Below are 22,860 nucleotides of genomic sequence, written 5' to 3'. Positions count from 1 at the left end.
CAGAGCGACCTTCCTCCTCCCAGATCCCACCGTGCCGTCCGGACGCGATGACGATGGGCCCCCGAAACCGCAATGGGCCCCGACCGTGAAGGTCGGGGCCCATCGTCATCGCGTGCGCAAGGGGGGATTTGAACCCCCACGCCCGTAAGGACACTGCCACCTGAAGACAGCGCGTCTGCCGTTCCGCCACTTGCGCGTGGACGGCCCCCATTGTGGGGTACGTCCACGCCGTTCGCCAAACCGGGTGGCCCGAAGACGCACATCCGCGGACGACCCTCCGCACGGCGGCACCGCTCCACCCGGCCGACCCGGTTACGATCGTGTGCCGGACACACGGAAGGAGTGCGAGCGGTGGGACTGTTCGACCGCGTCGAGCGGCGCCTCGAGCGCGCCGTCAACGGTGCCTTCGCACGAGCCTTCAAGTCGGAGGTGCAGCCGGTCGAGATCGCGAGCGCGATCCGCCGGGCCATGGACGACCGGGCCGCCATCCTCGGGCCGGGGCGCACGATCGTCCCCAACCTCTACACCGTCGAGCTGTCCGACACCGACTACGACCGCCTCGGTGGCTACGACGAGGAGCTCGAGAACGAGCTGATCGCCGCCGCCCAGGAGCACGCCGAGTCCCAGCGCTACCAGCCGGGCGGCCCCATCCAGGTCTCCTTCTCCAGCGCCAACGACCTCGAGACCGGTGTCTTCCGGCTGCGGACCTCCACCGCACGCCGCCCCGGCGCGGCCCCGGGCCGTGCCACCACCGCCCCACCGGCGGCCGCGGCCCCGGTGCCTGCCGCCCCGGCGTCTGCCGCCCCGGCCCCGGTACCCCCGCCGATCTCGGCCCCGGACGCCGACGGCATCGAGGCGACCCAGCGCCAGGCGCCCGTCCAGCCGGCACCACCGCGCCGCCCCAACCCGGCCGACCGGCCGTGGCTGGACGTCGACGGCGAGCGCTACCCCCTCATGGGCGCCATCACGGTGCTCGGGCGCGACGACAGCGCGGACATCATCCTCGACGACCCCGGCATCTCCCGGCGCCACAGCGAGATCCGGGTCACCCACGACGGTCCGCACCTGGTCGCGAGCATCAAGGACCTCGGCTCGACCAACGGGACGTTCGTCAACAGCGAGAGGATCAGCAGCCAGCGCCTGTCCGACGGGGACCGGATCACGGTGGGCCGCACCTCTGTCGTCTACCGTGCCGGTCGGCGGTGATGTCCCCGCATGAGTGAGCTCACCCTGACGATCATCCGCCTCGGCCTGCTCGTCCTCCTGTGGGTCTTCGTGTTCAGCGTCGTCGGCGTGCTGCGCGGAGACCTCTACGGCACCCGTGTCATGAGCCGGACCCCGCGCAAGGCCGCCCGCCCCGCGCGTGGACCCGCCGCGCCCGCGGTCCGCGAGCAGCCCCGCCCGGCCAAGCGCCAGCCGCACTCCACCGCCCCGCGCACGCTCGTCGTCACCCAGGGGTCCCTCACCGGCACGTCGCTGCCGCTGCGCGAGGCCGGCACGGTCATCGGCCGCAACCCCGAGTGCGCACTCGTGCTCGACGACGACTTCGCCAGCGGCCGGCACGCCCGCGTGTTCCAGCGCGACGGCGCCTGGTTCGTCGAGGACCTCGGCTCGACCAACGGCACCTGGCTGGGCACCCAGCGGCTCACCGAACCCGTCCGCGTCGAGGCCGGCACCAGCCTGCGCATCGGCAAGACCGTCATCGAGCTGCGGCGATAGGCAGCGACACGATGCCCTTCGCGTTCAACTACGCCGCCCGCTCCGACGTCGGGATGGTGCGGTCGGAGAACCAGGACTCCGGGTATGCCGGGTCCCGGCTGCTCGCCATGGCCGACGGCATGGGGGGGCACGCCGGGGGTGACATCGCCTCCTCGGTGGTCATCGGCGCGCTCGCCGACCTCGACGACGAGGCCCACGGCTCGGCCGAGGCGAGCCGGGCGCTGCTCGAGCGGATCGAGCGCGCCAACGCCGAGCTCGCCGACATGGTGCGCAGCGACCCGAGCCTGCACGGCATGGGCACGACGCTCATCGCGATCCTGCGCTCGCGCAACAAGCTGGTCGTCGCCCACATCGGCGACTCCCGTGCCTTCCTCGTCCGCGACGGCGAGGTCACCCAGATCACCAAGGACCACTCCTTCGTCCAGAGCCTCGTCGACGAGGGCAGGATCACGGCGGACGAGGCGATCGGCCACCCGCAGCGGTCCCTCGTCACCCGCGTCCTCACAGGTGCCCCCGACGACGAGCCGGACATCGCCGTCCGCGAGGCCCGGGTCGGCGACCGCTACCTCATCGCCTCCGACGGGCTCACCGACTACGTCGCGGCCGACACCGTCGCCGAGGTGCTGACCGCCGGGGAGTCCCCGGGCCGCACGGCCGACCGGCTCGTCGAGCTCGCCCTCAAGGCCGGCGCCCCGGACAACGTCACGATCGTCATCGGTGACGTCCTGGACGCCACCCGCGCCGCGGAGACCCCGACCCAGCCGCAGATCGTCGGCGCCGCGGCCTCCCGCAGTGCCCGCAGCGGCACCCGCCCGATCCCACTCACCCCGGCCGGCAAGGCCGCGGCCCTCGCCCGCGAGGCAGCCGGCGAGGCCGACGACGACGGGGTCCCCCTCGCGGAGGAGGGGCCGGCCGGGCCGGGACGCTGGGTGCGCCGGATCGCCCTCGTGCTCGTCGCCCTCGTGGTGATCGGCGGCGGCGCGTACGCGGCATACGCCTGGACCCAGCGCCAGTGGTTCGTCGGGGCCCACGCCGGCCAGGTCGCCGTCTTCCAGGGGGTGTCGCAGAACATCGGGCCGGTGACGCTGTCGCACGTCGAGCAGCAGACCGACGTGCTGGTCTCCGACCTGCCCGACTTCTACCGCAACAAGGTCGAGTCGACCGTCTCCACCGACACCCGCCAGGCCGCCGAGACGCTGGTCGAGCAGCTGCGCGCCGAGGCCTCCCGCTGCGCCGTTGCTCGTGCGACCGGCGGCGCCTGCGACAGCTCCGGGTCGACCACGCCGACCCCGACGACCACCACGACCACTCCGAGCGCGACGAGCAGCACCACCAGCTCCCCGTCGACCACCACCACGCCATGACGACCGTCTCCAGCCACCCCCCGCGCACCCGCCGCAACGTCGAGCTGGTGCTGCTGCTGCTGGCCGTGGGCATCGTCGTCCTGGCCTACGTCAACGTCTCGCTCGCCGTGAGCGGCAGCGTCCCGCCCGGCCTGACGACCCAGGTGGCAGGCCTGCTGGTGCTCGCCGTCGGGTTCCACCTGCTGCTGCGCTGGAAGGCCGCGTATGCCGACCCGCTGCTGCTGCCGATCGTGACGCTGCTCAACGGCCTCGGCCTGGTCATGATCCACCGGCTCGACCTCGCGCACGGGAGATCCCTCGGCCAGGGGCTGGCGCTCAAGCAGCTCATCTGGAGCGCGCTGTCGGTCGCCATCGCCGCCGCGGTCATCTGGTTCCTGCGCGACCACCGCGTCCTGCGCCGCTACACCTTCACCGCGGCGGTCGCCGCGTTCGTGCTGCTCATCATGCCGCTCGTGCCCGGCATCGGCCGGTCCGTCTACGGTTCCCGCATCTGGATCGGCCTGGGACCGTTCACCTTCCAGCCGGGCGAGGTCGCCAAGATCCTGCTGGCGATCTTCTTCGCCGGTTACCTCGTACAGACGCGCGACGCCCTGTCCCTGGCGGGGCGCAAGGTCCTCGGCCTGACGCTGCCGCGCGGGCGCGACCTCGGCCCGATCCTCCTGGCGTGGGTCATGTCGCTGGGGGTGCTCGTCTTCGAGACCGACCTCGGCTCCTCGCTGCTGCTGTTCGGCCTCTTCGTCGCCGTGCTCTACGTCGCCACCGAGCGCGTCTCGTGGATCGCGATCGGCATGACGCTCTTCTGCGCCGGCGCCTACGTCGCGTACCTGATCTTCGGGCACGTGCAGGAGCGGGTGCAGCTGTGGCTCGACCCGTTCGCCCCCGGGCAGTCCGACCAGGTCGCCAAGGGGCTCATGGGGATGGCGGCCGGCGGTCTCCTCGGCACCGGGCTCGGCCGCGGCCGCCCGGACCTCACGTACTTCGCCGAGTCCGACTTCATCGTCCCGAGCTTCGGCGAGGAGCTCGGCCTCATCGGTGTCTTCGCCCTGCTGATCTGCTACGTCCTCATCGTCGAGCGCGGCATGCGCACCGCGATCGGCGTGCGCGACGGCTTCGGCAAGCTGCTGGCCGCCGGCCTGGCGTTCTCGGTGGCGCTGCAGTGCTTCGTCGTCGTCGGTGGCGTCACCCGGGTCATCCCGCTCACCGGCCTGACGATGCCGTTCCTGTCCTACGGAGGGTCCTCGCTGCTGGCCAACTGGTCGCTCGTCGCCCTGCTCCTGCGCATCAGCGACCGCGCCCGGCGGCCGGTGGCCGAGGTGCCGGAGGGGCCCAGCGCCGCCGCCGAGGCGCGCACGGAAGTGGTGCCGATCCGGTGAACGCCCCCATCCGCCGCCTGTCGACCGTCGTCGCGCTGCTGTTCAGCACGCTGCTCGTGTCGACGACCCTCATCCAGTTCGTGCAGGCCAAGTCGCTCGACGAGCGGCCGGGCAACCGGCGCACCCTGCTCGCGACGTATGCCCGCGAACGCGGCCAGATCCTCGTCGGCGGTGCCCCCATCGCCAAGTCCGTCCCGTCGAAGGACGAGCTCAAGTGGTTGCGGACGTACCCGAAGAAGGACCTGTACGCCCACGTCACCGGCTACTACTCGTTCACGTACGGCGCAGGCGGCGGCATCGAGGGTGCCGAGGACTCGCTGCTGTCCGGCGCCTCGGACAAGCTGTTCTACCGCCGGGTGTCCGACATCCTCACCGGCAAGGAGCAGACCGGCGCCAGCCTCGAGCTGACCCTGAACCCCAAGGCCCAGGCGGCGGCCGACCAGGCCCTCGGCAACCAGCGCGGCGCGGTCGTCGCACTGAACCCGAAGACCGGCGAGATCCTCGCGCTGGTCAGCCACCCGTCCTACGACCCCTCGGTCCTGAGCAGCCACGACACCGCGACGGTCGTCGCCGCGTGGAAGAAGCTCCTCGCCGACGGCAACGCGCCCCTGGTCGACCGCGCCATCGCCGGCAACCTGTACCCGCCCGGCTCGACCTTCAAGATCGTCACGACGGCTGCGGCGCTGGAGTCCGGCAAGTTCACCGAGGAGAGCCAGGTCCCCGGCCCGGCGACGCTCGACCTGCCCCAGACGACGGTCAACCTGCCCAATGACGACCGCCGCCCCTGCGGACCGAACGACAAGACCTCCCTCACCCACGCGCTCGAGATCTCGTGCAACACGGCATACGGCTGGCTCGGCATGCAGGTCGGGGCCGACGCGTTCCGCGCGCAGGCCGCCAAGTTCGGCATCGGCGACCGGCTCTCGATCCCCATGACGGTGACGCCGAGCAGCGTGCCCGACCAGCTCAACCAGCCGCAGCTCGCGCAGTCCGCCATCGGCCAGTACGACGTGCGCGTCACCCCGCTGCAGATGGCCATGGTCGCCGCCGCCATCGCCAACAAGGGCATCGTGATGAAGCCCTACCTCGTCTCCAAGGTCACCTCCTCGGACCTCGAGACGATCGACGAGGCCCAGCCCGAGCAGATGTCCCAGGCCGTCTCCGCCAACACCGCGGCAGCCCTGACCCGCATGATGCAGGCCGTCGTGAAGTCCGGCACGGGCACGGCCGCGCAGATCAACGGCGTGGACGTCGCCGGCAAGACCGGCACCGCCCAGCACGCCACGGGCCAGCCGCCGCACGCCTGGTTCATCTCCTTCGCACCCGCCCAGGACCCCGCGGTCGCGGTCGCGGTCGTCGTCGAGGACGGTGGCAACGCCGGCAGCGAGGCCTTCGGGGGCCGCGTCGCCGCTCCCATCGCCAAGGCGGTCATGGAAGCGGTGCTGGGCAAGTGAGCTTCGAGACCGGCCAGGTCCTGGCGTCCCGCTACCACCTCACCGAGCGCATCGCGGCCGGCGGGATGGGCGAGGTGTGGCGCGCCCACGACGCCACCCTCGACCGCGACGTGGCGGTCAAGGTGCTGCGCCCGGACGGCTCGGACGACGAGGCCTTCGTCGAGCGGTTCCACGCCGAGGCCCGGCACAGCGGCGGCCTCAGCCACCCCAACATCGGCACCGTGCACGACTTCGGCGACGACTCCGGCACGGCATACCTCGTCATGGAGCTGCTCGAGGGGGAGCCGCTGTCGACGATCATCCGGGACCGCGCGCCGCTGCCGCAGGAGGAGGTGCGCGACGTGCTCGTCCAGACGGCACGGGCCCTGCAGGCCGCGCACGAGGCGGGGGTCGTGCACCGCGACGTCAAGCCGGCGAACATCGTCGTCAACGCCGACGGGTACGCCAAGCTCACCGACTTCGGCATCGCCCGGGCGCTCAACGAGGCACCGATGACCCAGACCGGGGAGGTCCTCGGCACCCCGCACTACCTGTCGCCCGAGCAGGCGCAGGGCCAGCCCGCCGGACCGCTGAGCGACGTGTACGCGCTGGCGGTGGTGGGGTACGAGATGCTCACCGGGCGCCGCCCGTTCTCCGGCGACACCATGGTCACCACCGCCCTGGCGCACGTCAGCCAGCCGGCGCCCCAGCTGTCGGACGAGATCGGCGAGCCGCTGCGGACCACCGTCATGGCCGCGCTGGCCAAGGACCCGGCGAAGCGTCCGCAGAGCGCGGCCGAGTTCGCCGCGGCCCTCTCCCTGCCCGAGGGGCAGGTGCCCGAGCACCTCGTCGCCGGCGCCCGGTCGGCCGTCGCCCCCGTCGTGGCCGGGGCCCCGGGGCTGGCACCGGACGAGGCGCTGCCCACCTCGGTGCTGGTCACCACCCCGGCCCAGGCCGCGCTGCGCGTCACCGAGAGCACGGTGGAGCACGACACCCGCCGGCCGGCGTGGCTGCTCCCCGTCGCGGGGATCGCCGCCGTCCTGCTCGTCCTGGTCGTCGCCCTCGCCGTCGGCGGACGCGCCGGTGGCGCGACCCCGGGACGGGCCACCAACCCCACGCCGTCCGGAGGCGTCACCACAGGGGCGACCTCGTCACCCCCGACGACGGCCCCCTCGACCAGCACGACGACCACCGCACGACCAGCAGCCAGCCGACCCCAGCCAGCGCCCGCACCCCAGCCGGGCCACGGCAAGGGCAAGGGGGAGAAGAAGAAGTGATCGCACGACAGGTCCTCGGGGGCCGCTACGAGGTCGGTGAGCTCCTCGGCCGCGGCGGCATGGCCGAGGTCCACCTCGGGCACGACACCAGGCTCGGCCGACCCGTGGCCATCAAGATGCTGCGCTCCGACCTCGCCCGGGACAGCTCCTTCCTCGTCCGCTTCCGCCGCGAGGCCCAGTCCGCGGCCGGCCTCAACCACGCCTCGATCGTCGCCGTCTACGACTCCGGCGAGGACACCGTCACCGAGGCCGGCGGCGCCACGCGGCCCGCCCCCTACATCGTCATGGAGTACGTCGAGGGCCAGACGCTGCGCCAGCTGCTCGGCGAGCGCTCCCCGCTCGACCCCTCCGAGGCCGCCCGCATCACCGAGGGGATCCTCGACGCCCTGGCCTACAGCCACCGGATGGGCATCGTCCACCGCGACATCAAGCCCGCCAACGTCATGGTCGGCCGGCACGGCGAGGTCAAGGTCATGGACTTCGGCATCGCCCGCGCGATGGCCGACGCCAACGCGACCATGACCCAGACCCAGGCCGTCATCGGGACTGCCCAGTACCTCTCGCCCGAGCAGGCGCAGGGCAAGCAGGTCGACGCCCGCTCGGACCTGTACTCCACCGGCTGCCTGCTCTTCGAGCTGCTCACCGGCCGGCCGCCGTTCCAGGCCGACTCGCCGGTCGCGATCGCCTACCAGCACGTCGAGCAGGCCCCGCTGCGCCCGTCCGCGCTCAACCCCGACGTCCCACCGGCGCTCGACGCCGTCGTCCTGCACGCCCTGGCCAAGGACCGCGAGGCCCGCTACCAGGACGCCACCGCCTTCCGCGCCGACCTCCAGGCCGCGCGGCTGGGCCGCCCGATCAGCGACGGCGCGCGCGGCACCGCCGCGGTGGCCGGCGCCGCGGCCACCATGGCGATGACCCCGCTGTCGGCGGCGGCAGCGACGACGGTGATCCCCACCGAGATGGGGTATGCCGGGGCGCCGGACGCCGTGCACGGCAACACCGCGACCCTCCCGGCGATCGGGCACGACCCCGACGACGAGCCCCGCAAGCGGCGCGGCTTCGCCTACGTCCTGCTGCTGCTCGCCGTGGTCGGCGCGCTCGCCCTGCTCGTGCTCGCCGGGAAGTCGCTGCTCAACCGCGCCCCGGACACCACGGCCACGGTCACCGTGCCCGGCGTCGTGAACCTTCCGGTGGAGACCGCCGAGGCCAGGATCCGCGCGGCCGGCCTGGTGCCCGAGCGCATGGACGTCGCCAGCCCCAAGGACGTCGGCACGGTGGTCGACCAGAACCCCGGCGACGGCGAGAAGGCACCCAAGGGCAGCCAGGTGCAGCTCAGTGTCTCCAAGGGCCCGGACACCGTGCAGCTCCCGGACCTCAAGGGCTACGGCGAGGACGAGGCGCGCACCGCCTTGGCCAACCTCGACCTCAAGGTGGCCTCCCAGGTGAAGACCGTCGACGACTCCGGCGTGGACAAGGGCAAGGTCGTCGAGACCACCCCGTCCGCCGGGACCACGGTCTCCGCGGGCAGCGAGGTCGTGCTGACCCTGTCGTCGGGCAAGGTGACGGTCCCGGACGTCGTCGGCCGCACCCGCAACGACGCCTCGGACGCCCTGACCCAGAAGGGGCTCAACATCAAGACGGTGTTCAAGGAGAGCACGGAGCCCGAGAACACCGTCATCGCGCAGAGCATCAAGGGCGACACCAAGGTCGACGACGGGACGACGATCACCATCACGGTGGCGCAGGCCCCCACGCCGACCCCGACGACGACCACCACGACGACCCCGACCACACCACCCACGACGACGACCACCGCCCCCACCCTGCCGACGCTGCCGACCACGCCGCCCGCCTCCTGAGGCCGGCGGACCGGCGCCGCAGCGCCGGTCGGAGCCAGCGATAGCCGCTCCTGAGGCCCGGTCGGCCCGCGCCGCCGTCATGGGTCCGCGTCGCGCGCGCCCCGACGTCAGTCGCCGGCGGCGACCACGCGCGCGACACCCTCGGCGTCGCGCACGAGCGGGCTCAGCCCGGCCGACCGCTCCACGGCGTCGGGCAGGCCGCACAGGGCCAGCCAGTTCGCCAGGATGCGGTGACCACCCTCGGTGAGGACGCTCTCGGGGTGGAACTGCACGCCGTGCAGCGGCAGGTCCCGGTGCCGGGCGGCCATGATGATCCCGGACTCGGTGTGGCCGTTCGGCAGCAGCTGGTCCGGCACCGTGGCCGGGTCGATCGTGAGCGAGTGGTACCGCGTCGCGGTGAACGGCGACGGCAGCCCCGCGAGCACGCCGGTCCCGTCGTGCAGGACCCGCGAGGTCTTGCCGTGCAGCAGCTCCGGCGCGCGGCCGACCGTGGCGCCGAGCACGACGCCGAGTGCCTGGTGGCCGAGGCAGACGCCGAGCATCGGCTGGGCGCGCTCCCCACAGGCCTCGATCATCGCCATGGAAACCCCGGCCTCCTCGGGGGTCCCGGGGCCGGGGGAGACGAGGACGCCGTCGAACTCCGCCGCGGCGGCCGGGCTGATGGCGTCGTTGCGCACCACCTCGCAGTGCGCGCCGAGCTGCTGGAGGTACCCGACGATGGTGAAGACGAACGAGTCGTAGTTGTCGACGACCAGGACGCGGGTCATGCCGCGCTCCCCACCGGGACCGTGACGTGGACCACCGCCGCCGACGGACCGTCCACGGTGTTGTCGTTGAACGGCATGAACGGGGCGATGCGGGGGAAGAGCCAGAGGAAGCAGAACGCGACGACCGCTGCGAGCAGCACGAGTGCGAGCAGCACCCGCACGACGAGGGGTCCGGGCAGGGCGCGCCAGATCGCGGCATACAGCACGGGTCAGTCCCCCTTCGGGACGGCGAGGGTGCCCACGGGCAGGCCCTTCGCGCGCGGGTAGGTCTGGTCCAGCTCGGCGAAGACGACGTAGCGCTGCGCCGCGCTGTACTTGGGGTGGCAGGCGGTCATGGTCATCCAGCGGCCCGTCGGCTTCACACCCGGCTCGTCCGGCACGGGGGCGATGACCCGGACCGCGGTGGGGTCGACGATCTCGTGCCGCCGGACGACGTAGACGCTGTAGGCCTGCGCGGTCTCGACGATGATCTTGTCGCCCGGGCGGAGCCGGTCGATGTCGTGGAAGGGCCGACCGTAGGTCGTGCGGTGACCGGCCACGGCGAAGTTGCCGACGGCTCCGGGGCCCGCGGTGCCGGTGTAGTGCCCGACGCCCTGCTGCAGGATGTCGAGGCTGGTGCCCTCGAGCACCGGGCGGGCGTAGTCGGCCCCGAGCCGCGGGATGCGCAGGATCGCGAAGGCCTTGCCGAACGGGACGGCCTTCGGCGTCTCGCTGGCCGGGGTCGAACGGCCGGTGCCGAAGTCGCGGGTCAGGGCGTGCACCGTGTCGCCCTGCACCCGGTTGGCGGTGACGTCGGTCCACCACAGCTGCCAGGCCACGAAGAGCAGCAGCACGGCGCCGGCCGTCACGAGCAGGTCGCCGACGATGCCGAGCGACCAGCGCAGGGCCTTCACGAGCCGGTCCTGGCGAACTGCAGGTTGATCGAGCCGGCATACGCGGGGAACGTCTGCTGCGGCCTGGTCTGCACGTCGTATCCGAGGCCCACGGCGTCGACGTACTGGCGGTAGATCTGCACCGACGGGCTGGTGTTGAGCGCGGCCCGCAAGGCCATCGGGTCCCCCATCGCGGTGATGACGTAGGGCGGGGAGTAGACCCGGCCCTGCAGGATCAGGGTGTTGCCCACGCACCGGACGGCGCTGGTGGAGATGACCCGCTGGTCCATGAGCATCATCGCCTCGGCGCCGCCCTGCCACAGCGCGTTGACGACGGCCTGCACGTCCTGCTGGTGCACGACGTAGTCGTCGACGGTGAAGCCGTCGGGCAGCGGGTCGGGCACGTTCTTGGCGTCGGTGAGGGTCACCCGGACGGTCGGCCCGGTCACCGCCTCGGTGCCCGCGGCCAGCTGCAGCTTGTCCGCCTGGTTGGTGAGCTGGGTGATCCGCAGGTCACCGGGGGCCTGCTTGGCCGAGAGCTGGTCGACCTGAGCGCGCAGCGACCCGACCTTCTCGGCGGCCAGGGCGTTGCTGCGGGTGTGCTCGCGGATGAGCCCGGGCAGGTCCGAGGTGGACGACCTGAGGTCGGTGCCCTTGGCGGTCGCGGCGCTGGTCGCGAAGAGGATGCCGGCACCCAGCGCCACCACCGGGACGAGCGCGGACCAGGGCGTGGGGCGGCGGGTCAGCCACGTCAGCTTCTGGTCCGGCATGGCACTACGCTATGCCACACGTCACGGCGGCCCGTACGCCGCTCGAACTCGCAAGGAGTGAACCCGTGCCGGAGTCCAAGGGCCGCGAGAAGCGCGCCTACACCCCGCCCAGCAAGCCCGCGAAGCCGAAGGTCGGCAACCCGGCGTGGTTCGTCCCCGTGATGCTCACCCTCATGGTCGTCGGTCTGCTGTGGATCGTCGTCTTCTACATCACCTCGCAGCGCTTCCCGGTCGAGTCGCTCGGCCGGTGGAACCTCGGTGTCGGCTTCGGCCTCATGCTCGTCGGCTTCGGGATGACGACCCGCTGGCGCTGACGCGCCGTCCACCGGTTGTCCACAGGGGCGCAGTTGTCCACAGGGTTGTTCACAGCTGGGGACAGAATGACAGGCGTGTAATACGTCGCCGGTAGGAGCCACGGCTCCACCTCGAGGCCGAGGACGAAGGTCCCCAACCCGGGCACATGCCGCCGCACCACCCACCCGACGACAGGCGCCGGCCGCCGCGCCCCCGCGACGTCTGCGCCCTTCGGCTCCACACGCTGGTCTGTCCACACGCTCGTCTGCGCACAGACCTCCGCACCACTGCGCGCGGATCCGCTCAGCGCGCACAGGCACGGAGGTGTGTGCACAGACCAGCGGGTATGCCGCGCGCCGCGCCGCGCCGGGGACGGGGTCAGCCGCCGAGGAAGACCTGGGTGGGGTCGGAGGTGAGGGCGTACTTCGCCACGGCCAGCACGACCAGCAGCGCCAGCACGCCGACCAGCGCCGGCCACTGGTAGCGACGGCTCTCGCGTCCGTTGAACCCCACGAGCACGGCGGCACAGGCGGCCCCGGTGAGCAGGCCGCCGAGGTGGGCCTGCCAGGCGATGCCCGGGACCACGAACCCGATCACGGCGTTGATGCCGATGGTGGCCCAGATCCCGCCGTTGGACAGACCCAGCTTGCGGTTGACCACCACGAGCGCCCCGAAGAGGCCGAAGACCGCCCCGGACGCGCCGACCGCGGCGGTGAACCAGTTGGTCCCGCCGACGAGCTGCCCCCCGACGACCTGCGGCGGGGTGCTCAGCAGCAGGTAGCAGACGCCGCCGCCGATCGCGGACACGAGGTACACCGCGGCATACCGGACCCCACCGAGCAGCCGCTCGAGGTACTGCGCGCCCACCACCCACAGGGCGAGCATGTTGAACAGGATGTGCGTGATCTGGCTCGGGCTGTGGGCGAAGGCCGAGGTGAGGAAGCGCCAGGGCTCCGTGCGCCCGAGCGCCGGCACGAACGCGATGTCGCGGGTCAGGCCGGGGATCGCCAGCTGGAGCACGTAGACGAGCACGCAGAGCCCGACGATCGCGTACGACACGACCGGGGCGGCGTTGGGGCGCCCACCGAGGACGGTCCGGGCGGAGCGGACCGTCCGGGCTTGCTCGCGGACGCAGTCGACGCACTGCACCCCGACGGCCGCAGGACGCTGGCACTCCGGGCACACCGGGCGCTGGCAGCGCTGGCAGCGCACGTACGACACGCGGTCGGGGTGGCGCGGACAGACCGGCGGCGCCTCCTGCTGCGAGGAGGCGCCGGGGGTCGGTGGCTCGGTCATGCGGGACCTTCCGGGTCGGGGTGCGCCGGCCGGCTCTGGGTCGGGGACACCGGGACCGGTCGGGCCTGCTCAGTCGTTGACGACGACCTGTTCGATGACAACGTCCTCGACCGGCTTGTCGTTCGCACCGGTGCGCACGTTCGCGATCTTGTCGACGACCTCACGGCTCGGGCCGTCGGCGACCTCGCCGAAGATGGTGTGCTTGCCCTGCAGCCAGGTGGTCGGCCCGACGGTGATGAAGAACTGCGACCCGTTCGTGCCCTTGCCCATGCGCTTGCCGGCGTTGGCCATGGCGAGCATGTAGGGCTTCGTGAAGTCCTTGTCGGGGCTGATCTCGTCGTCGAAGGTGTACCCCGGGCCGCCGAAGCCCTGGCCGAGCGGGCAGCCGCCCTGGATCATGAAGCCGGGGATGATGCGGTGGAAGACCAGGCCGTCGTAGAACGGGGTCGGGTTGGAGCGGCCGGCGTCGTCGCGGTACTCCTGCTCGCCCTTGGCCAGGCCGACGAAGTTGCGCACCGTCTTCGGCGCGTGGTCGGGGAACAGGGTGACCTTGATGTCGCCGTGGTTGGTCTTGAGGGTGACGTCCATGGCGGTCATCCTGTCACGCCCGTGCCACCCGTGGTCGACCGAGCCCGCCGACGCCCGGGCGGGGGCGTCCACGACCCGGCCCCGCACCCGGGGCGGGCTTGCCGACCAGCCGAAACACGGCAGGATGGACATGAAGACGATGTCCGCGACAGCCCACAGGAGGCACGGTGTTCGGCACCAAGACCAGGACTGAGAAGGCCACCGAGGCCGTCCAGCAGACGGCCCACGACGCAGCGGACTACGCCGGCGCCCTCAAGGAGCGCGTCGTCCCCGCGGCCGAGGCGGCGCGCGACGCCGCGGCGTCCGCGAAGGACTGGGCGGGCCCGCACGTGGAGGCGGCCCGCGACTGGGCCAAGCCCAAGGTGGAGCACGGGATCGAGGTCACCGCGCCCAAGCTGCAGGAGGCGGTCGAGGGCCTGGCCCCCAAGGTCGACAGCGCCCGCGACACGATCGTCGACTCGCTGCTGCCCAAGGTGGCCGAGGCGATCGCGGCCGTGGCCGCCGCCTCCTCCGCGGCCAAGGAGTCGGCGCGCGACGCCGCCGGCGACGCCGCAGACCGCTCCTCCGCCGCGTACTCCGTGCTCAAGGGCGACGCCGTCGCCAAGCCCCGCCGGCGCAAGGGCAAGGTGCTGATCGCCCTCGGCGTCATCGCCGCCGCGGCCGCAGCCTTCGCCGCGTTCCGCAAGTCGGCTCCGCGCGAGGACCCGTGGGCGACCCCGCTCGACGACCCGTACACCGCACCCACCTCCGGTCGCAGCTCCTCGGTCGGCAGCTCGACCTCCGAGAAGGTCTCCAACCTCGCCGACGCCGCCAAGGACAAGGCCGCCTCCGCCGCGACGACGGTGAAGGACAAGGCCTCCGAGGCCAAGGACAAGGCGTCCGACGCCGCGTCCAGCGCCAAGGACGAGGCGTCCGAGACCGCCAACCGGGCCAAGGGCGCGGCGCAGGGTGCGGCCGAGAGCGCCAAGGACGCCGCCGACGAGGCGAAGGACAACGGCACCTCGGCCTGACCTCCCGGCCCCAGGGCCACCTCGACCACCCGCAGCGGGGGTCGCAGGACGACATCACGGGACGCCCGTCCCGGAATCGTCCCGCGGCCCCCGCTGTGACGTAGCGTGGGGCGGCATGTGGGACGTCGTCGCCGGTCCGTTCCTCGCCGCGGCGGGGTTGCTCGTCGTGGCCGGGGTCCCCAAGGTGCGCGACCCGCTGCCGCTGGTCCGGGCGCTGCGCACCGCCGGGCTGCCCGTGCACCGGCAGGTGGTGCGCACCTTCGCCGTCGGCGAGGTGCTCGTCGGCCTCTGGGCCGTGCTCGCGCCCGGCCGGTATGCCGCCGGGCTGGTGGCCGCGGCATACCTCCTCTTCACGTCGTTCGTGCTGCGGGTGCTGGCCCGCGGGGGCGTGCTGGGCTCGTGCGGCTGCTTCGGCAAGCCGGACACCCCGGCGACGCGCACCCACGCGACCCTCACCGGCGCCGCCGGCCTCGTCGCCCTGCTCGTCGCCGTGGCGCCCCCGGACCGGGTGTGGCGTGCGGTCGACGGGGCCACCCTCGCGACGGCCGGTCTCGCGGTCGTCGTCGCCTTCCTCGCCTGGCAGGTGATGGCCGTGCTCCCCGCGACCACCCCCGCCGCCGTCCGCAGCACCACGAAGGGCTGACCCCCATGCTCGCCGCCGTCGTCGCCGAAGGCGTCGCCATCGTCCTGCTCGGCCTGCTCGTGCTGGGCCTCCTGCGCAGCCACGCGCTCATCCTCCGGGCGCTGCACGAGCTCGGGGCCGGGCTCGAGCTCGAGAAGGAGGCCGGCACCGGGGTCACGCGCGCGACCAGCGGCGGCGCTCCGGGTCCGGTCCCGGTCGAGCTCGAGAGCGGGGTCGTCCCCGCCACCCGGCACGACTCCGCGCGGGGGCACGACGTCGTCGGCACGGCGCTGGACCGCACCGAGCGCCGGCACGACGTCACGGCGCCGGGCAGTCGCACCCTGCTCGCGTTCCTCACCAGCGGCTGCAGCGTGTGCCAGACGTTCTGGGAGGAGTTTCAGCACGAGGTGGACGTGCCCGGGAACGGCCGCCTCGTGGTCGTGGCCAAGGGACCGGAGGAGGAGTCGCCGAGCGCGCTGAAGTCCCTCGCCGGGCGGCTCGACGTCGTGCAGTCGAGCCGGGCCTGGGTCGACTACGACATCCCCGGGTCGCCGTACTTCGTCTACGTCGAGGGCGGCACCGTCACCGGCGAGGGGTCGGCGACGACCTGGGCGCAGGTCCGCGACCTCATGGCGCAGGGCGTCGCCGACGCCGACGAGGCGCGGGTGGCGGCCGGCCGCACGGGTCCCGGCGCAGTCGGCGCGGGTGCGGTCGCCGCCGTCGCGCCGGTCGACGACGGCGGCCGCGACAGCCCGACGCGGATCGACGCCGAGCTGCAGGCGTCCGGGATCACGCCCGGCCACCCCAGCCTGTACGTGCCGCCGGACCCCGAACCGGTGCCCGCCGACGGGTCGTCGCAGCACCACGACCACGACCACGCGGGCCACGAGCACGAGCACCACGTGCACGGTGACCACGACCACGCGGGCGAGGACCACCACGACCACGCGCACGGGCACCACCGCGCCGGTCGCGACTCCTGACCGGACATGGACGCGACGGCCCTCTCCCTCGTCCTCGGGGTCCCCATGGCGGTGGTCGCCGCAGTCCGGGCCACCTGGTCCCCTTGAGGCGAGTCGATGCTCTCGAGCATCAGCCCGCTCGGTGAGCGGGCCCGCAACTCCCGCTGGTGGCTCACCACCACGGCATACCTCGTCGGCTCCCTGGCCGGCGGCCTGGCGCTCGGCGGCCTCGCCTCGCTGCTCGGCGCCCTGGTGCCCGGAGCCGCCCGGTCCTCCGCGTGGGCGCTCGGCCTCGTCGCCGCCCTGCTGCTCGTGGGCCTCGTCCTCGACCTGCGCGGTGCCGCGGCGGTGCCGTCGTGGCGGCGCCAGGTCGACATCGCGTGGCTGGACGAGTACCGCGGCTGGGTGATGGGCCTGGGTTTCGGCGCCCAGCTCGGCTTCGGCCTGGTCACGATCATCACGAGCGCGACGACGTATGCCGTGGTGCTCCTGGCGGCCCTCTCCGGCGACGTGCGCGTGGGGCTGCTCGTCGGCGGCGTCTTCGGGCTGGTGCGGGCGGCGCCGTCGCTGCTCATGGCCGGCGTGCACGACCGGGCGGCGCTGCACCGGGTCTTCGAAAGGGTCGAACGATGGGCGAAACCGGCACGCATCGTGGCTACAGTGGCTCTGGGCGGTGCGGCGGCGGTGCTGCTGGCCTCCTCGATCGGGAGTGGGTGAGGGATGGCTGACCGCTACGGCCTGCGCGCCGATACTCCTCGGGGGTGGCACGTCGAGGTGACCCGCCGGCCGGGCGCCGAGCCGCCGGCCCCCGGGTCGCGCCTCGCACCGGACGCCCAGCAGGACGTCACCCGCCCGGTGCTGCACGCGTGCACGCGACCGCTGCCTCCCGTGCGCGAGGACTTCGGGACCGGCGTCGTCGACCTGCTCGGGCCGGATGACGTCTTCGTCGCGCTCGTCGACTACGGCACGGAGGTCGCCGACCAGGGCCTGTTCGAGAAGCAGGGACTGCCCCGGCTGGCCCCGTCGCAGTTCGCGCCGAACCGGATGCAGCGACCGCTGCCCGGGATGAGCGCCTCCCAGCACTTCTTCAGCTCCGGCGGTCGCGGCTTCTGCCTCTTCACCGTGATCGGCAGCCACGCGCGACGGATGGCGAACGTCCAGCGTGCCGCGATGTTCGTCACGACCCTGCACATCACCGACCGCGAGACCCTTCTCCGGCAGGGAGGCCGCCCGTGAGCACCCTCGACGACCTCACCACCGGGCCCGGCCCGGGCGGCATGGCCGGTGTCGTGACCCGCCTCGCCCAGCGGCTGCGTCCCGTCTCCCGCCGCAACGTCCTGCTCGGGGCGACCGTCGCGGCGACCGCCCTGGCCACCAAGCCCAAGGAGTACGCGCTGCGGCCGGTCGCGGCATACGCCACCATCTGCGGGCCCGGCAACACCGCCTCGAGCGGGTGGACCGTCTTCTGCGCCACGGTGAACAACGGCGTCAACACGTGCCCGCCCGGGAGCTTCGCCGCGGGGTGGTGGAAGGCGGCCGACTCCTCCTGGTGCGGTGGCGGCTACCGGTACATCGTCGACTGCAACGCGTCCTGCTCACGGTGCAGCACCGGGTGCAGCGACGGCATCTGCGACAGCGCGTGCTGGTCCTGCTCGTGCGGCAGCGGCTCGACCGCCACCTGCGACCAGCGCCGCGTGTGCTGCAACGCCTTCCGGTACGGCCAGTGCAACACGCAGGTGAAGTGCTCCGGCGGCGTGCACTGCCGCGTGGTGAGCTGCGTCGCGCCGTACACGTGGGCCGCCTGCACGACCACGTCGCTCAGCGACGACCGCACCTCCGAGCAGAGCTCGCCGCTGCTGCCGCAGTGGGGCGGCATCGCCGCGAAGTACAAGGCGATGGGGGAGCAGAAGTCGTTCCTCAAGGCGTCCACCGGTCCGGAGAAGGCGATCGGGGACGGGCGCGGGCGGTACGTCGCGTACCAGGGCGGCTGGATCGTCTGGGCGACCGGCACCGGAGCACGAGCCATGAACGGCTGGACGTGGGCCACCTGGGGCGCCCAGCGCACGGTGCTCGGGTACCCGATCTCCGACATCACCACGGGGCTGCGCGACGGGGGTTACATCCAGATCTTCCAGAACGGCGCGATCACGGCGAGCAAGGCGAACGTCCGGCAGACCCTGACGTACAACCGCTGGACCCTCTGGCGGGACAACGGCCGCGAGGCCGGCGTCATGGGCTACCCGACGTCCGGGCTCGTCTACGGACCGGACGGGTACTACTGGATCCAGACCTTCCAGGGCGGAGCCATCACCGCCAGCCGGCCGACGGTTGCCCAGGTCGTCCTCGGTGACATGTGGACGGCGTGGCAGGCCGCCGGGCGGGAGAACGGGGTGCTGGGGTTCCCGACGGCCCCGCGCACCGTGCTGGCCCGGGGAGCACGCCAGGTCTTCACCAAGGGTGAGCTCTGGGCGCTCTCCGGCGGTCCGGCACGCCGCGCCTACGGCACGGTGCTGGACGCCTGGAAGGCCGCTGGTGGAGGGCTGGGGAGCTACGGGTACCCGCTCACGGACACCGTGCCCACCAGTGACGGCCGGCTGACGTGCACCTTCGAGGGCGGGACCATCACCGCCTGAGGGAGGTCCCTCAGTGCCGGAGCCGGGCCAGGGCAGCAGCGACGGCCGGGTCGTCCCGCTCCGGCACGCACCGCAGGTCGACGAGGCAGCGCCCGCGTTCCACGCGGGCCAGCACCGGCGTGTCCTGCGCGCGCAGGTCGGCCGCCGCCCACTCGGGCAGCGACACCGCCCAGCCGGGGAGGACCCGTCCCGGGGCACCGCCGCCGCCGACGACGCCCTCGCTGGGGACGACCGACGCCTCGAGCCGGTCCGGCAGGCCGGCGGCGAGGGCAGCGCACCGCCGGTGCAGGTCGTCGGGGTCGGCCCCGAGGAACTCCCACACCGGGGGCTGCGGCCCGCGCAGGGTGGCCTCGAGCGCGGCGAGGGTGGTCTTGTCGCAGCGGACCGCGCGGGCGAGGGGGTGCCGGCGCAGCCGTTCGACGACGTCGGCGCGGCCGAGCACGACGCCGGCCTGCGGGCCGCCGAGCAGCTTGTCACCGGAGCAGGTGACGACGGACGCGCCCTCGCCCAGGGCCGTGGCGGCGTCCGGCTCGTCGGGCAGCAGCGGGTGCGGCGTGAGCAGCCCGCTGCCGATGTCGTGGACGACGGGGACCCCCAGTGTCGCCAGCTCGCGGACGGGGACCGAGGAGGTGAAGCCCTCGACCCGGAAGTTGCTCGGGTGCACCTTGAGGACGCATCCCGTGGCAGCGCCCATCGCGCTCGCGTAGTCCTGCAGGGTCGTGCGGTTCGTGGTCCCCACCTCGCGCAGCCGGGCCCCGGTGCTCTCGATGAGGTCGGGCAGCCGGAAACCGTCGCCGATCTCGACCATCTCGCCGCGGCTCACCAGGACCTCGCGGCCCTCACCCGCCAGCGCGGTGGTGGCCAGGACGAGCGCGGCCGCGCCGTTGTTGACGACCAGGGCCGCCTCCGCGCCCGGGACCGCAGCCACCAGCGCCTCGAGGGTGCCGCGGCCGCGCCGGGACCGGCGGGCGGTGGCGAGGTCGAGCTCGACGTCGACGTACCCCGCCGCGGCCGTCATCGCCTCCACGGCAGCCGACGACAGCGGCGCCCGGCCGATGTTGGTGTGGACGACGACGCCCGTGGCGTTGACGACCGGGGTGAGCGAGGTGGGTCGGGTGGGCAGCGACGCCGTCGCCACCGCGGCCACCTCGGACGGGTCGATCGCCCCGTCCCGTGCCAGCTGCTGCGCCGAGCGGACCGCGTCCTTGACGCGCTCCCGGCCGAGACGGGCAACCGCCTGCAGCAGGGCCGGCTCGGCGAGCACCGCGTCGGTGCGGGGGACCCGGCGTCGTGCGTCCTCGGGTCCGGGCTGCGACATGCCAGCGAGGCTAGCGCAGCAGTTCCGGCAAGGCCCTTGTGAGCAGGGCGCTCCGGGGCGCAGGCTGGTGCGCATGGCGACGTACGACGTGCACGTGGGCGACGGCCGGGCGGTCCGGGACTTCCGGGCGCACATCACTGCGGCCAGCCCGTCCGAGGCGGTCCAGGCAGCGCGCCGGGCCATTCCCGAGCCGGCGTGGCACGGGGTGGTCACCGTGTACCGGCACCGCCGGCTGCGCGGCCGTGCCCTGGTCGGGAGGTATGCCGCGGCCGGCCGCGGCGACGACGGTTCCGCGGGCGTGCGCGAGCCACGCCGGCCCCGCCCGGCACCTCCCGGGCTCTCCCGGGAAGCCGAGCCGCCGGCACCCAGCCGCGCCTGACCTGCCCCGCAGGGCTGGCCAGCAACCGCGAGCGGGCCTAGGCTGCGGGCGTTCCGCAGGGTGGTCTCGACACGACGAGGTGTGCCATGGCAGGCAAGTTCGAGCTGTACCAGGACAAGTCGGGGAAGTGGCGCTTCCGCCTCAAGGCGGGCAACGGACAGGTGATCGCCGTCGGCGAGGCCTACGAGTCCAAGGCGGCTGCGCAGAACGGCATCGAGTCGGTGCAGAAGAACGCGCCGGGGGCCAGCATCGTCGAGGTCGACGGCTGACCCCAGCCCCTGCCACCGCGCTCGCGGCGGACGGACGCGTGCTCGTGCCGTTGACGGGTTGCGGCTGACCGGCCCGGCGGGACCATGGGTCCATGGCGACACCTCGGTGGAGGCTCTGGGTGGCGCGGGTGGCCGTGGTCGTGGCCCTCGTGGCGGTGTGGGTCGTGCTGAGCCGGTTGTGGAGCTACGCCACCGCCGACGACCCTGCCGTCATCGGGAGCTCGGACGTCGTCGCGGTCGCGAGCGCGGCCTGTGCCCAGATGAGGGAGGCCGCCGCCGCGGCGGCGGTCGGGCCCGCCGCCACGGTGCGCCAGCGGGTGGGTGCCGTGAACGCGCAGGACGACGCCGTGACGACACTCGTCGCCCGCGTGCGCACTCTCGGCGAGGCGCGGCTGTCGGCCGACGCACCCGCCCAGCAGTGGCTGCAGGACTGGGAGCGGCTCGTCGCCGCGCGGGAGGCGTACGCCCGTGACCTCGCTGCGGGGAAGCGGGCCGTCCTCACGCTGCCCGTCGTCGACGGGCGCCCGCTGCTCGACCGGCTCAACAACGTCGGCCTGAACTGCCGCGTGCCCCGCGTCCTGCTCACGCCCTGAGGTCCGCGGGCGCCAGCCGGGCCGGACGCCCGCACCCATGGGCCGGAGGCCCGAACCCCGTGGTGAGCGGCCCGCACCTTGGCGCCGGTGGGACCTTCGCCCCTGCCTGCGGGTCGGCACCCGGGGCACGCTCGAGGGGCAAGGAGGTGGAGACCATGACCACCCACCACCCCGGTCGCACGCACAGCCCCGCCGCGATCCACCGTCCGCGCATCCAGGCGCTGACCTCCCTGTGGATGCTCGCCCTGTTCGTCCCCTGGACGGCGGCCTTCATCGCCCTCAGCGCCCCCGCCGCCCGCCTCTTCGGGATCGACACCCCGGGCGGCGAGGTGCCGTACATCGAGAACTGGTTCGGCTGGAGCGCCGTCGCCCTGTTGTGGGCGGCGCCGCTCGTCGCCGGCGTTGCCTTCGCGTGGCACGCGCTGCGGCGTGACGCCGGCCAGCGACTCGCCCGGGTCGGGCTCATCGTCAACGGCGTGCTGCTGGTCGTCCTCATCGTCCCGCCGCTGCTGGACCGGCTCCTGCACCTGCGGTGACGCCGGTCTCGGTCGTGGAGGCACGCGTCGCCCCCTGACCGGACCCACAGGCCGTTCCCAGCAGGCGTCCAGCGTGCGCTGGTCGGATGGTGGGCCGTGTCCCGACCCACCGCCGTAACCGGCCCTGCCCGTACCCGTCTGGCGCCCAAGGTGCCCCACGTCGCCGCCGTCTTCTGGGTCGTCAAGCTCCTGACGACGGGGATGGGTGAGGCCATCTCGGACTTCCTCGCCGGTCACAACCCCGTCCTCGCCGTCGCCGTGGGGTTCGTGGTCTTCGTCGCCGCCCTCGCCGTGCAGCTGACCCGGCGGACGTACCACGCGGTGAGCTACTGGACGGCCGTCGCCATGGTCGCTGTCTTCGGCACGATGGCCGCCGATGCGGTGCACGTCGTCCTCGGGGTCCCCTATGCCGTGACGACGGTGGGCTACCTGGCTGCCGTGGTGCTCTGCCTGGCTCTCTGGCGCCGGGTCGAGGGCAGCGTCTCCATCCACAGCATCACGACCCGCCGACGCGAGGCGTTCTACTGGGCCACCGTGCTGGCCACCTTCGCGCTCGGCACGGCCGCCGGGGACCTCACCGCCTTCACCCTGCACCTGGGGTACCTGGACTCGGTGCTGCTGTTCGCCGGGCTGATGCTCGTGCCGTTGCTCGCGTGGCGACTGCGCGTGCTGGGCCCGGTGTCCAGCTTCTGGATCGCGTACGTGCTCACCCGGCCCCTGGGTGCGTCCGTGGCCGACTGGCTGGGCAAGCCGCCGACGAAGGCGGGTGGCCTGGGGGTCGGGGACGGCACGGTGTCGATGCTCGCGGCTGCCGTGTTCGTCGTCCTGGTCGGGAGGCTCGAGCGCCGCGGCTCGGACCGTCCGCGCGTCGACGAACCCGCCTGACGCCACACGACGAAGCCCCTCCCGAGTTTCCGGGAGGGGCT

Annotated in this window: 26 protein-coding genes and 1 tRNA gene; 19 read left to right on the top strand and 8 right to left on the bottom strand. The window is 73.3% G+C overall.

Annotation, left to right across the window (positions count from 1 at the left end; all coding sequences use genetic code 11):
* Positions 1-113: 113 nt before the first annotated feature.
* Positions 114-196: transfer RNA gene (locus tag ACFUC1_RS07230), tRNA-Leu, on the bottom strand.
* A 155-nt stretch (positions 197-351) separates the two neighbouring features.
* Between ACFUC1_RS07230 and ACFUC1_RS07225 the strand changes: the two genes are divergently transcribed.
* Genes ACFUC1_RS07225 through pknB form a run of 7 tightly spaced genes read left to right on the top strand, consistent with a single transcriptional unit; the run spans position 352 to position 9,025 of the window.
* On the top strand, positions 352-1,206 hold the full coding sequence (locus tag ACFUC1_RS07225; RefSeq protein ID WP_379118124.1) for an FhaA domain-containing protein: 855 nt from the start codon (positions 352-354) through the stop codon (positions 1,204-1,206).
* A 9-nt stretch (positions 1,207-1,215) separates the two neighbouring features.
* Positions 1,216-1,719, top strand: a complete 504-nt coding sequence (locus tag ACFUC1_RS07220) for an FHA domain-containing protein (protein WP_379118122.1) — start codon at positions 1,216-1,218, stop codon at positions 1,717-1,719.
* 11 nt (positions 1,720-1,730) lie between these two features.
* Positions 1,731-3,083: a PP2C family protein-serine/threonine phosphatase gene (locus ACFUC1_RS07215; RefSeq protein WP_379118120.1), complete on the top strand. Its 1,353-nt coding sequence runs from the start codon at positions 1,731-1,733 to the stop codon at positions 3,081-3,083.
* Entirely contained in the window at positions 3,080-4,456 is a 1,377-nt protein-coding gene (locus ACFUC1_RS07210; RefSeq protein WP_379118118.1) for an FtsW/RodA/SpoVE family cell cycle protein, read from the top strand. The genes ACFUC1_RS07215 and ACFUC1_RS07210 overlap by 4 nt, the downstream gene beginning before the upstream one ends.
* Complete coding sequence (locus ACFUC1_RS07205; RefSeq protein WP_379118116.1) at positions 4,453-5,910, top strand: peptidoglycan D,D-transpeptidase FtsI family protein; 1,458 nt, start codon at positions 4,453-4,455, stop codon at positions 5,908-5,910. Before ACFUC1_RS07210 ends, ACFUC1_RS07205 begins: the two co-directional genes overlap by 4 nt.
* Complete coding sequence (locus tag ACFUC1_RS07200; protein WP_379118114.1) at positions 5,907-7,166, top strand: serine/threonine-protein kinase; 1,260 nt, start codon at positions 5,907-5,909, stop codon at positions 7,164-7,166. The genes ACFUC1_RS07205 and ACFUC1_RS07200 overlap by 4 nt, the downstream gene beginning before the upstream one ends.
* On the top strand, positions 7,163-9,025 hold the full coding sequence (gene pknB, locus ACFUC1_RS07195; protein ID WP_379118112.1) for a Stk1 family PASTA domain-containing Ser/Thr kinase: 1,863 nt from the start codon (positions 7,163-7,165) through the stop codon (positions 9,023-9,025). The genes ACFUC1_RS07200 and pknB overlap by 4 nt, the downstream gene beginning before the upstream one ends.
* Positions 9,026-9,132: 107 nt before the next feature.
* On the opposite strand, the gene ACFUC1_RS07190 is transcribed toward pknB, so the two are convergent.
* From ACFUC1_RS07190 to ACFUC1_RS07175, 4 genes are read right to left on the bottom strand one after another with little or no spacing between them, the layout of a single operon-like run.
* Positions 9,133-9,792, bottom strand: coding sequence for an aminodeoxychorismate/anthranilate synthase component II (locus ACFUC1_RS07190; RefSeq protein ID WP_379118109.1), 660 nt, complete (start codon positions 9,790-9,792; stop codon positions 9,133-9,135).
* Entirely contained in the window at positions 9,789-9,998 is a 210-nt protein-coding gene (locus ACFUC1_RS07185; RefSeq protein WP_379118105.1) for a hypothetical protein, read from the bottom strand. The genes ACFUC1_RS07190 and ACFUC1_RS07185 overlap by 4 nt, the downstream gene beginning before the upstream one ends.
* Before the next feature lie 3 nt (positions 9,999-10,001).
* Positions 10,002-10,685, bottom strand: coding sequence for a class E sortase (locus ACFUC1_RS07180; protein WP_379118103.1), 684 nt, complete (start codon positions 10,683-10,685; stop codon positions 10,002-10,004).
* A complete protein-coding gene (locus ACFUC1_RS07175) occupies positions 10,682-11,434 on the bottom strand; it encodes a DUF881 domain-containing protein (protein WP_379118102.1) in 753 nt (250 codons plus the stop codon). Before ACFUC1_RS07175 ends, ACFUC1_RS07180 begins: the two co-directional genes overlap by 4 nt.
* Before the next feature lie 65 nt (positions 11,435-11,499).
* On the opposite strand from ACFUC1_RS07175, the gene ACFUC1_RS07170 reads away from it, so the two are divergent.
* Positions 11,500-11,748: a cell division protein CrgA gene (locus ACFUC1_RS07170; RefSeq protein WP_379118100.1), complete on the top strand. Its 249-nt coding sequence runs from the start codon at positions 11,500-11,502 to the stop codon at positions 11,746-11,748.
* Positions 11,749-12,106: 358 nt separating this feature from the next.
* On the opposite strand, the gene ACFUC1_RS07165 is transcribed toward ACFUC1_RS07170, so the two are convergent.
* Both ACFUC1_RS07165 and ACFUC1_RS07160 read right to left on the bottom strand, forming a co-directional pair.
* The gene (locus tag ACFUC1_RS07165) at positions 12,107-13,024 is read right to left on the bottom strand and encodes a rhomboid family intramembrane serine protease (protein WP_379118098.1); all 918 of its coding nucleotides are present in this window, start codon (positions 13,022-13,024) and stop codon (positions 12,107-12,109) included.
* Between the two features lie 69 nt (positions 13,025-13,093).
* Positions 13,094-13,612, bottom strand: coding sequence for a peptidylprolyl isomerase (locus tag ACFUC1_RS07160; protein WP_310152177.1), 519 nt, complete (start codon positions 13,610-13,612; stop codon positions 13,094-13,096).
* Positions 13,613-13,779: 167 nt separating this feature from the next.
* On the opposite strand from ACFUC1_RS07160, the gene ACFUC1_RS07155 reads away from it, so the two are divergent.
* The 6 genes from ACFUC1_RS07155 to ACFUC1_RS07130 all read left to right on the top strand — a co-directional run bounded on the left by ACFUC1_RS07155 (position 13,780) and on the right by ACFUC1_RS07130 (position 18,839).
* Positions 13,780-14,622, top strand: a complete 843-nt coding sequence (locus ACFUC1_RS07155; protein WP_379118095.1) for a hypothetical protein — start codon at positions 13,780-13,782, stop codon at positions 14,620-14,622.
* Between the two features lie 115 nt (positions 14,623-14,737).
* Positions 14,738-15,265 (top strand): MauE/DoxX family redox-associated membrane protein, encoded by a 528-nt coding sequence (locus ACFUC1_RS07150; protein ID WP_379118093.1) that lies wholly within the window; start codon positions 14,738-14,740, stop codon positions 15,263-15,265.
* A gap of 5 nt (positions 15,266-15,270) precedes the next feature.
* Positions 15,271-16,227, top strand: coding sequence for a hypothetical protein (locus ACFUC1_RS07145; RefSeq protein WP_379118091.1), 957 nt, complete (start codon positions 15,271-15,273; stop codon positions 16,225-16,227).
* 96 nt (positions 16,228-16,323) lie between these two features.
* Entirely contained in the window at positions 16,324-16,923 is a 600-nt protein-coding gene (locus ACFUC1_RS07140) for a hypothetical protein (RefSeq protein WP_379118089.1), read from the top strand.
* Between the two features lie 3 nt (positions 16,924-16,926).
* Positions 16,927-17,442, top strand: coding sequence for a hypothetical protein (locus ACFUC1_RS07135; protein ID WP_379118087.1), 516 nt, complete (start codon positions 16,927-16,929; stop codon positions 17,440-17,442).
* The gene (locus tag ACFUC1_RS07130; protein WP_379118085.1) at positions 17,439-18,839 is read left to right on the top strand and encodes a hypothetical protein; all 1,401 of its coding nucleotides are present in this window, start codon (positions 17,439-17,441) and stop codon (positions 18,837-18,839) included. Before ACFUC1_RS07135 ends, ACFUC1_RS07130 begins: the two co-directional genes overlap by 4 nt.
* 10 nt (positions 18,840-18,849) lie before the next feature.
* On the opposite strand, the gene selA is transcribed toward ACFUC1_RS07130, so the two are convergent.
* Complete coding sequence (gene selA / locus ACFUC1_RS07125) at positions 18,850-20,157, bottom strand: L-seryl-tRNA(Sec) selenium transferase (RefSeq protein ID WP_379118084.1); 1,308 nt, start codon at positions 20,155-20,157, stop codon at positions 18,850-18,852.
* A gap of 73 nt (positions 20,158-20,230) precedes the next feature.
* Here selA and ACFUC1_RS07120 point away from each other — a divergent pair, with 73 nt between their 5' ends.
* The 5 genes from ACFUC1_RS07120 (at position 20,231) to ACFUC1_RS07100 (ending at position 22,819) form a co-directional block, all read left to right on the top strand.
* A complete protein-coding gene (locus tag ACFUC1_RS07120; RefSeq protein WP_379118082.1) occupies positions 20,231-20,536 on the top strand; it encodes a hypothetical protein in 306 nt (101 codons plus the stop codon).
* Positions 20,537-20,622: 86 nt separating this feature from the next.
* Positions 20,623-20,805 carry a YegP family protein gene (locus tag ACFUC1_RS07115; RefSeq protein ID WP_379118080.1) on the top strand — a complete coding sequence of 61 codons (183 nt, stop codon included), beginning with the start codon at positions 20,623-20,625 and terminating at the stop codon, positions 20,803-20,805.
* A gap of 92 nt (positions 20,806-20,897) precedes the next feature.
* Positions 20,898-21,398 (top strand): hypothetical protein, encoded by a 501-nt coding sequence (locus tag ACFUC1_RS07110; RefSeq protein WP_379118078.1) that lies wholly within the window; start codon positions 20,898-20,900, stop codon positions 21,396-21,398.
* A gap of 155 nt (positions 21,399-21,553) precedes the next feature.
* Positions 21,554-21,934 carry a hypothetical protein gene (locus tag ACFUC1_RS07105; RefSeq protein WP_379118076.1) on the top strand — a complete coding sequence of 127 codons (381 nt, stop codon included), beginning with the start codon at positions 21,554-21,556 and terminating at the stop codon, positions 21,932-21,934.
* A gap of 96 nt (positions 21,935-22,030) precedes the next feature.
* Positions 22,031-22,819: a hypothetical protein gene (locus ACFUC1_RS07100; RefSeq protein WP_379118074.1), complete on the top strand. Its 789-nt coding sequence runs from the start codon at positions 22,031-22,033 to the stop codon at positions 22,817-22,819.
* The last annotated feature ends 41 nt before the right edge of the window (positions 22,820-22,860 follow it).

Origin of the sequence: Pedococcus sp. NPDC057267, from assembly GCF_042668795.1 — a bacterium.
Lineage (GTDB): Bacteria > Actinomycetota > Actinomycetes > Actinomycetales > Dermatophilaceae > Pedococcus.
Note: the sequence above shows the minus strand (reverse complement) of the source record. Positions and strands in the feature narration are given on the sequence as shown.

Excerpts from the sequence above, each read along its gene's own strand:
- ACFUC1_RS07190 (WP_379118109.1), bottom strand. The coding sequence starts at position 9,792 with ATGACCCGCGTCCTGGTCGTCGACAACTACGACTCGTTCGTCTTCACC.
- ACFUC1_RS07145 (WP_379118091.1), top strand. The coding sequence starts at position 15,271 with ATGCTCGCCGCCGTCGTCGCCGAAGGCGTCGCCATCGTCCTGCTCGGC.
- ACFUC1_RS07115 (WP_379118080.1), top strand. The coding sequence starts at position 20,623 with ATGGCAGGCAAGTTCGAGCTGTACCAGGACAAGTCGGGGAAGTGGCGC.
- ACFUC1_RS07215 (WP_379118120.1), top strand. The coding sequence starts at position 1,731 with ATGCCCTTCGCGTTCAACTACGCCGCCCGCTCCGACGTCGGGATGGTG.
- ACFUC1_RS07210 (WP_379118118.1), top strand. The coding sequence starts at position 3,080 with ATGACGACCGTCTCCAGCCACCCCCCGCGCACCCGCCGCAACGTCGAG.
- ACFUC1_RS07175 (WP_379118102.1), bottom strand. The coding sequence starts at position 11,434 with ATGCCGGACCAGAAGCTGACGTGGCTGACCCGCCGCCCCACGCCCTGG.
- ACFUC1_RS07120 (WP_379118082.1), top strand. The coding sequence starts at position 20,231 with ATGGCGACGTACGACGTGCACGTGGGCGACGGCCGGGCGGTCCGGGAC.
- ACFUC1_RS07220 (WP_379118122.1), top strand. The coding sequence starts at position 1,216 with ATGAGTGAGCTCACCCTGACGATCATCCGCCTCGGCCTGCTCGTCCTC.
- ACFUC1_RS07110 (WP_379118078.1), top strand. The coding sequence starts at position 20,898 with ATGGCGACACCTCGGTGGAGGCTCTGGGTGGCGCGGGTGGCCGTGGTC.
- ACFUC1_RS07160 (WP_310152177.1), bottom strand. The coding sequence starts at position 13,612 with ATGGACGTCACCCTCAAGACCAACCACGGCGACATCAAGGTCACCCTG.
- ACFUC1_RS07105 (WP_379118076.1), top strand. The coding sequence starts at position 21,554 with ATGACCACCCACCACCCCGGTCGCACGCACAGCCCCGCCGCGATCCAC.
- selA (WP_379118084.1), bottom strand. The coding sequence starts at position 20,157 with ATGTCGCAGCCCGGACCCGAGGACGCACGACGCCGGGTCCCCCGCACC.
- ACFUC1_RS07165 (WP_379118098.1), bottom strand. The coding sequence starts at position 13,024 with ATGACCGAGCCACCGACCCCCGGCGCCTCCTCGCAGCAGGAGGCGCCG.
- ACFUC1_RS07140 (WP_379118089.1), top strand. The coding sequence starts at position 16,324 with ATGCTCTCGAGCATCAGCCCGCTCGGTGAGCGGGCCCGCAACTCCCGC.
- ACFUC1_RS07135 (WP_379118087.1), top strand. The coding sequence starts at position 16,927 with ATGGCTGACCGCTACGGCCTGCGCGCCGATACTCCTCGGGGGTGGCAC.
- ACFUC1_RS07150 (WP_379118093.1), top strand. The coding sequence starts at position 14,738 with ATGTGGGACGTCGTCGCCGGTCCGTTCCTCGCCGCGGCGGGGTTGCTC.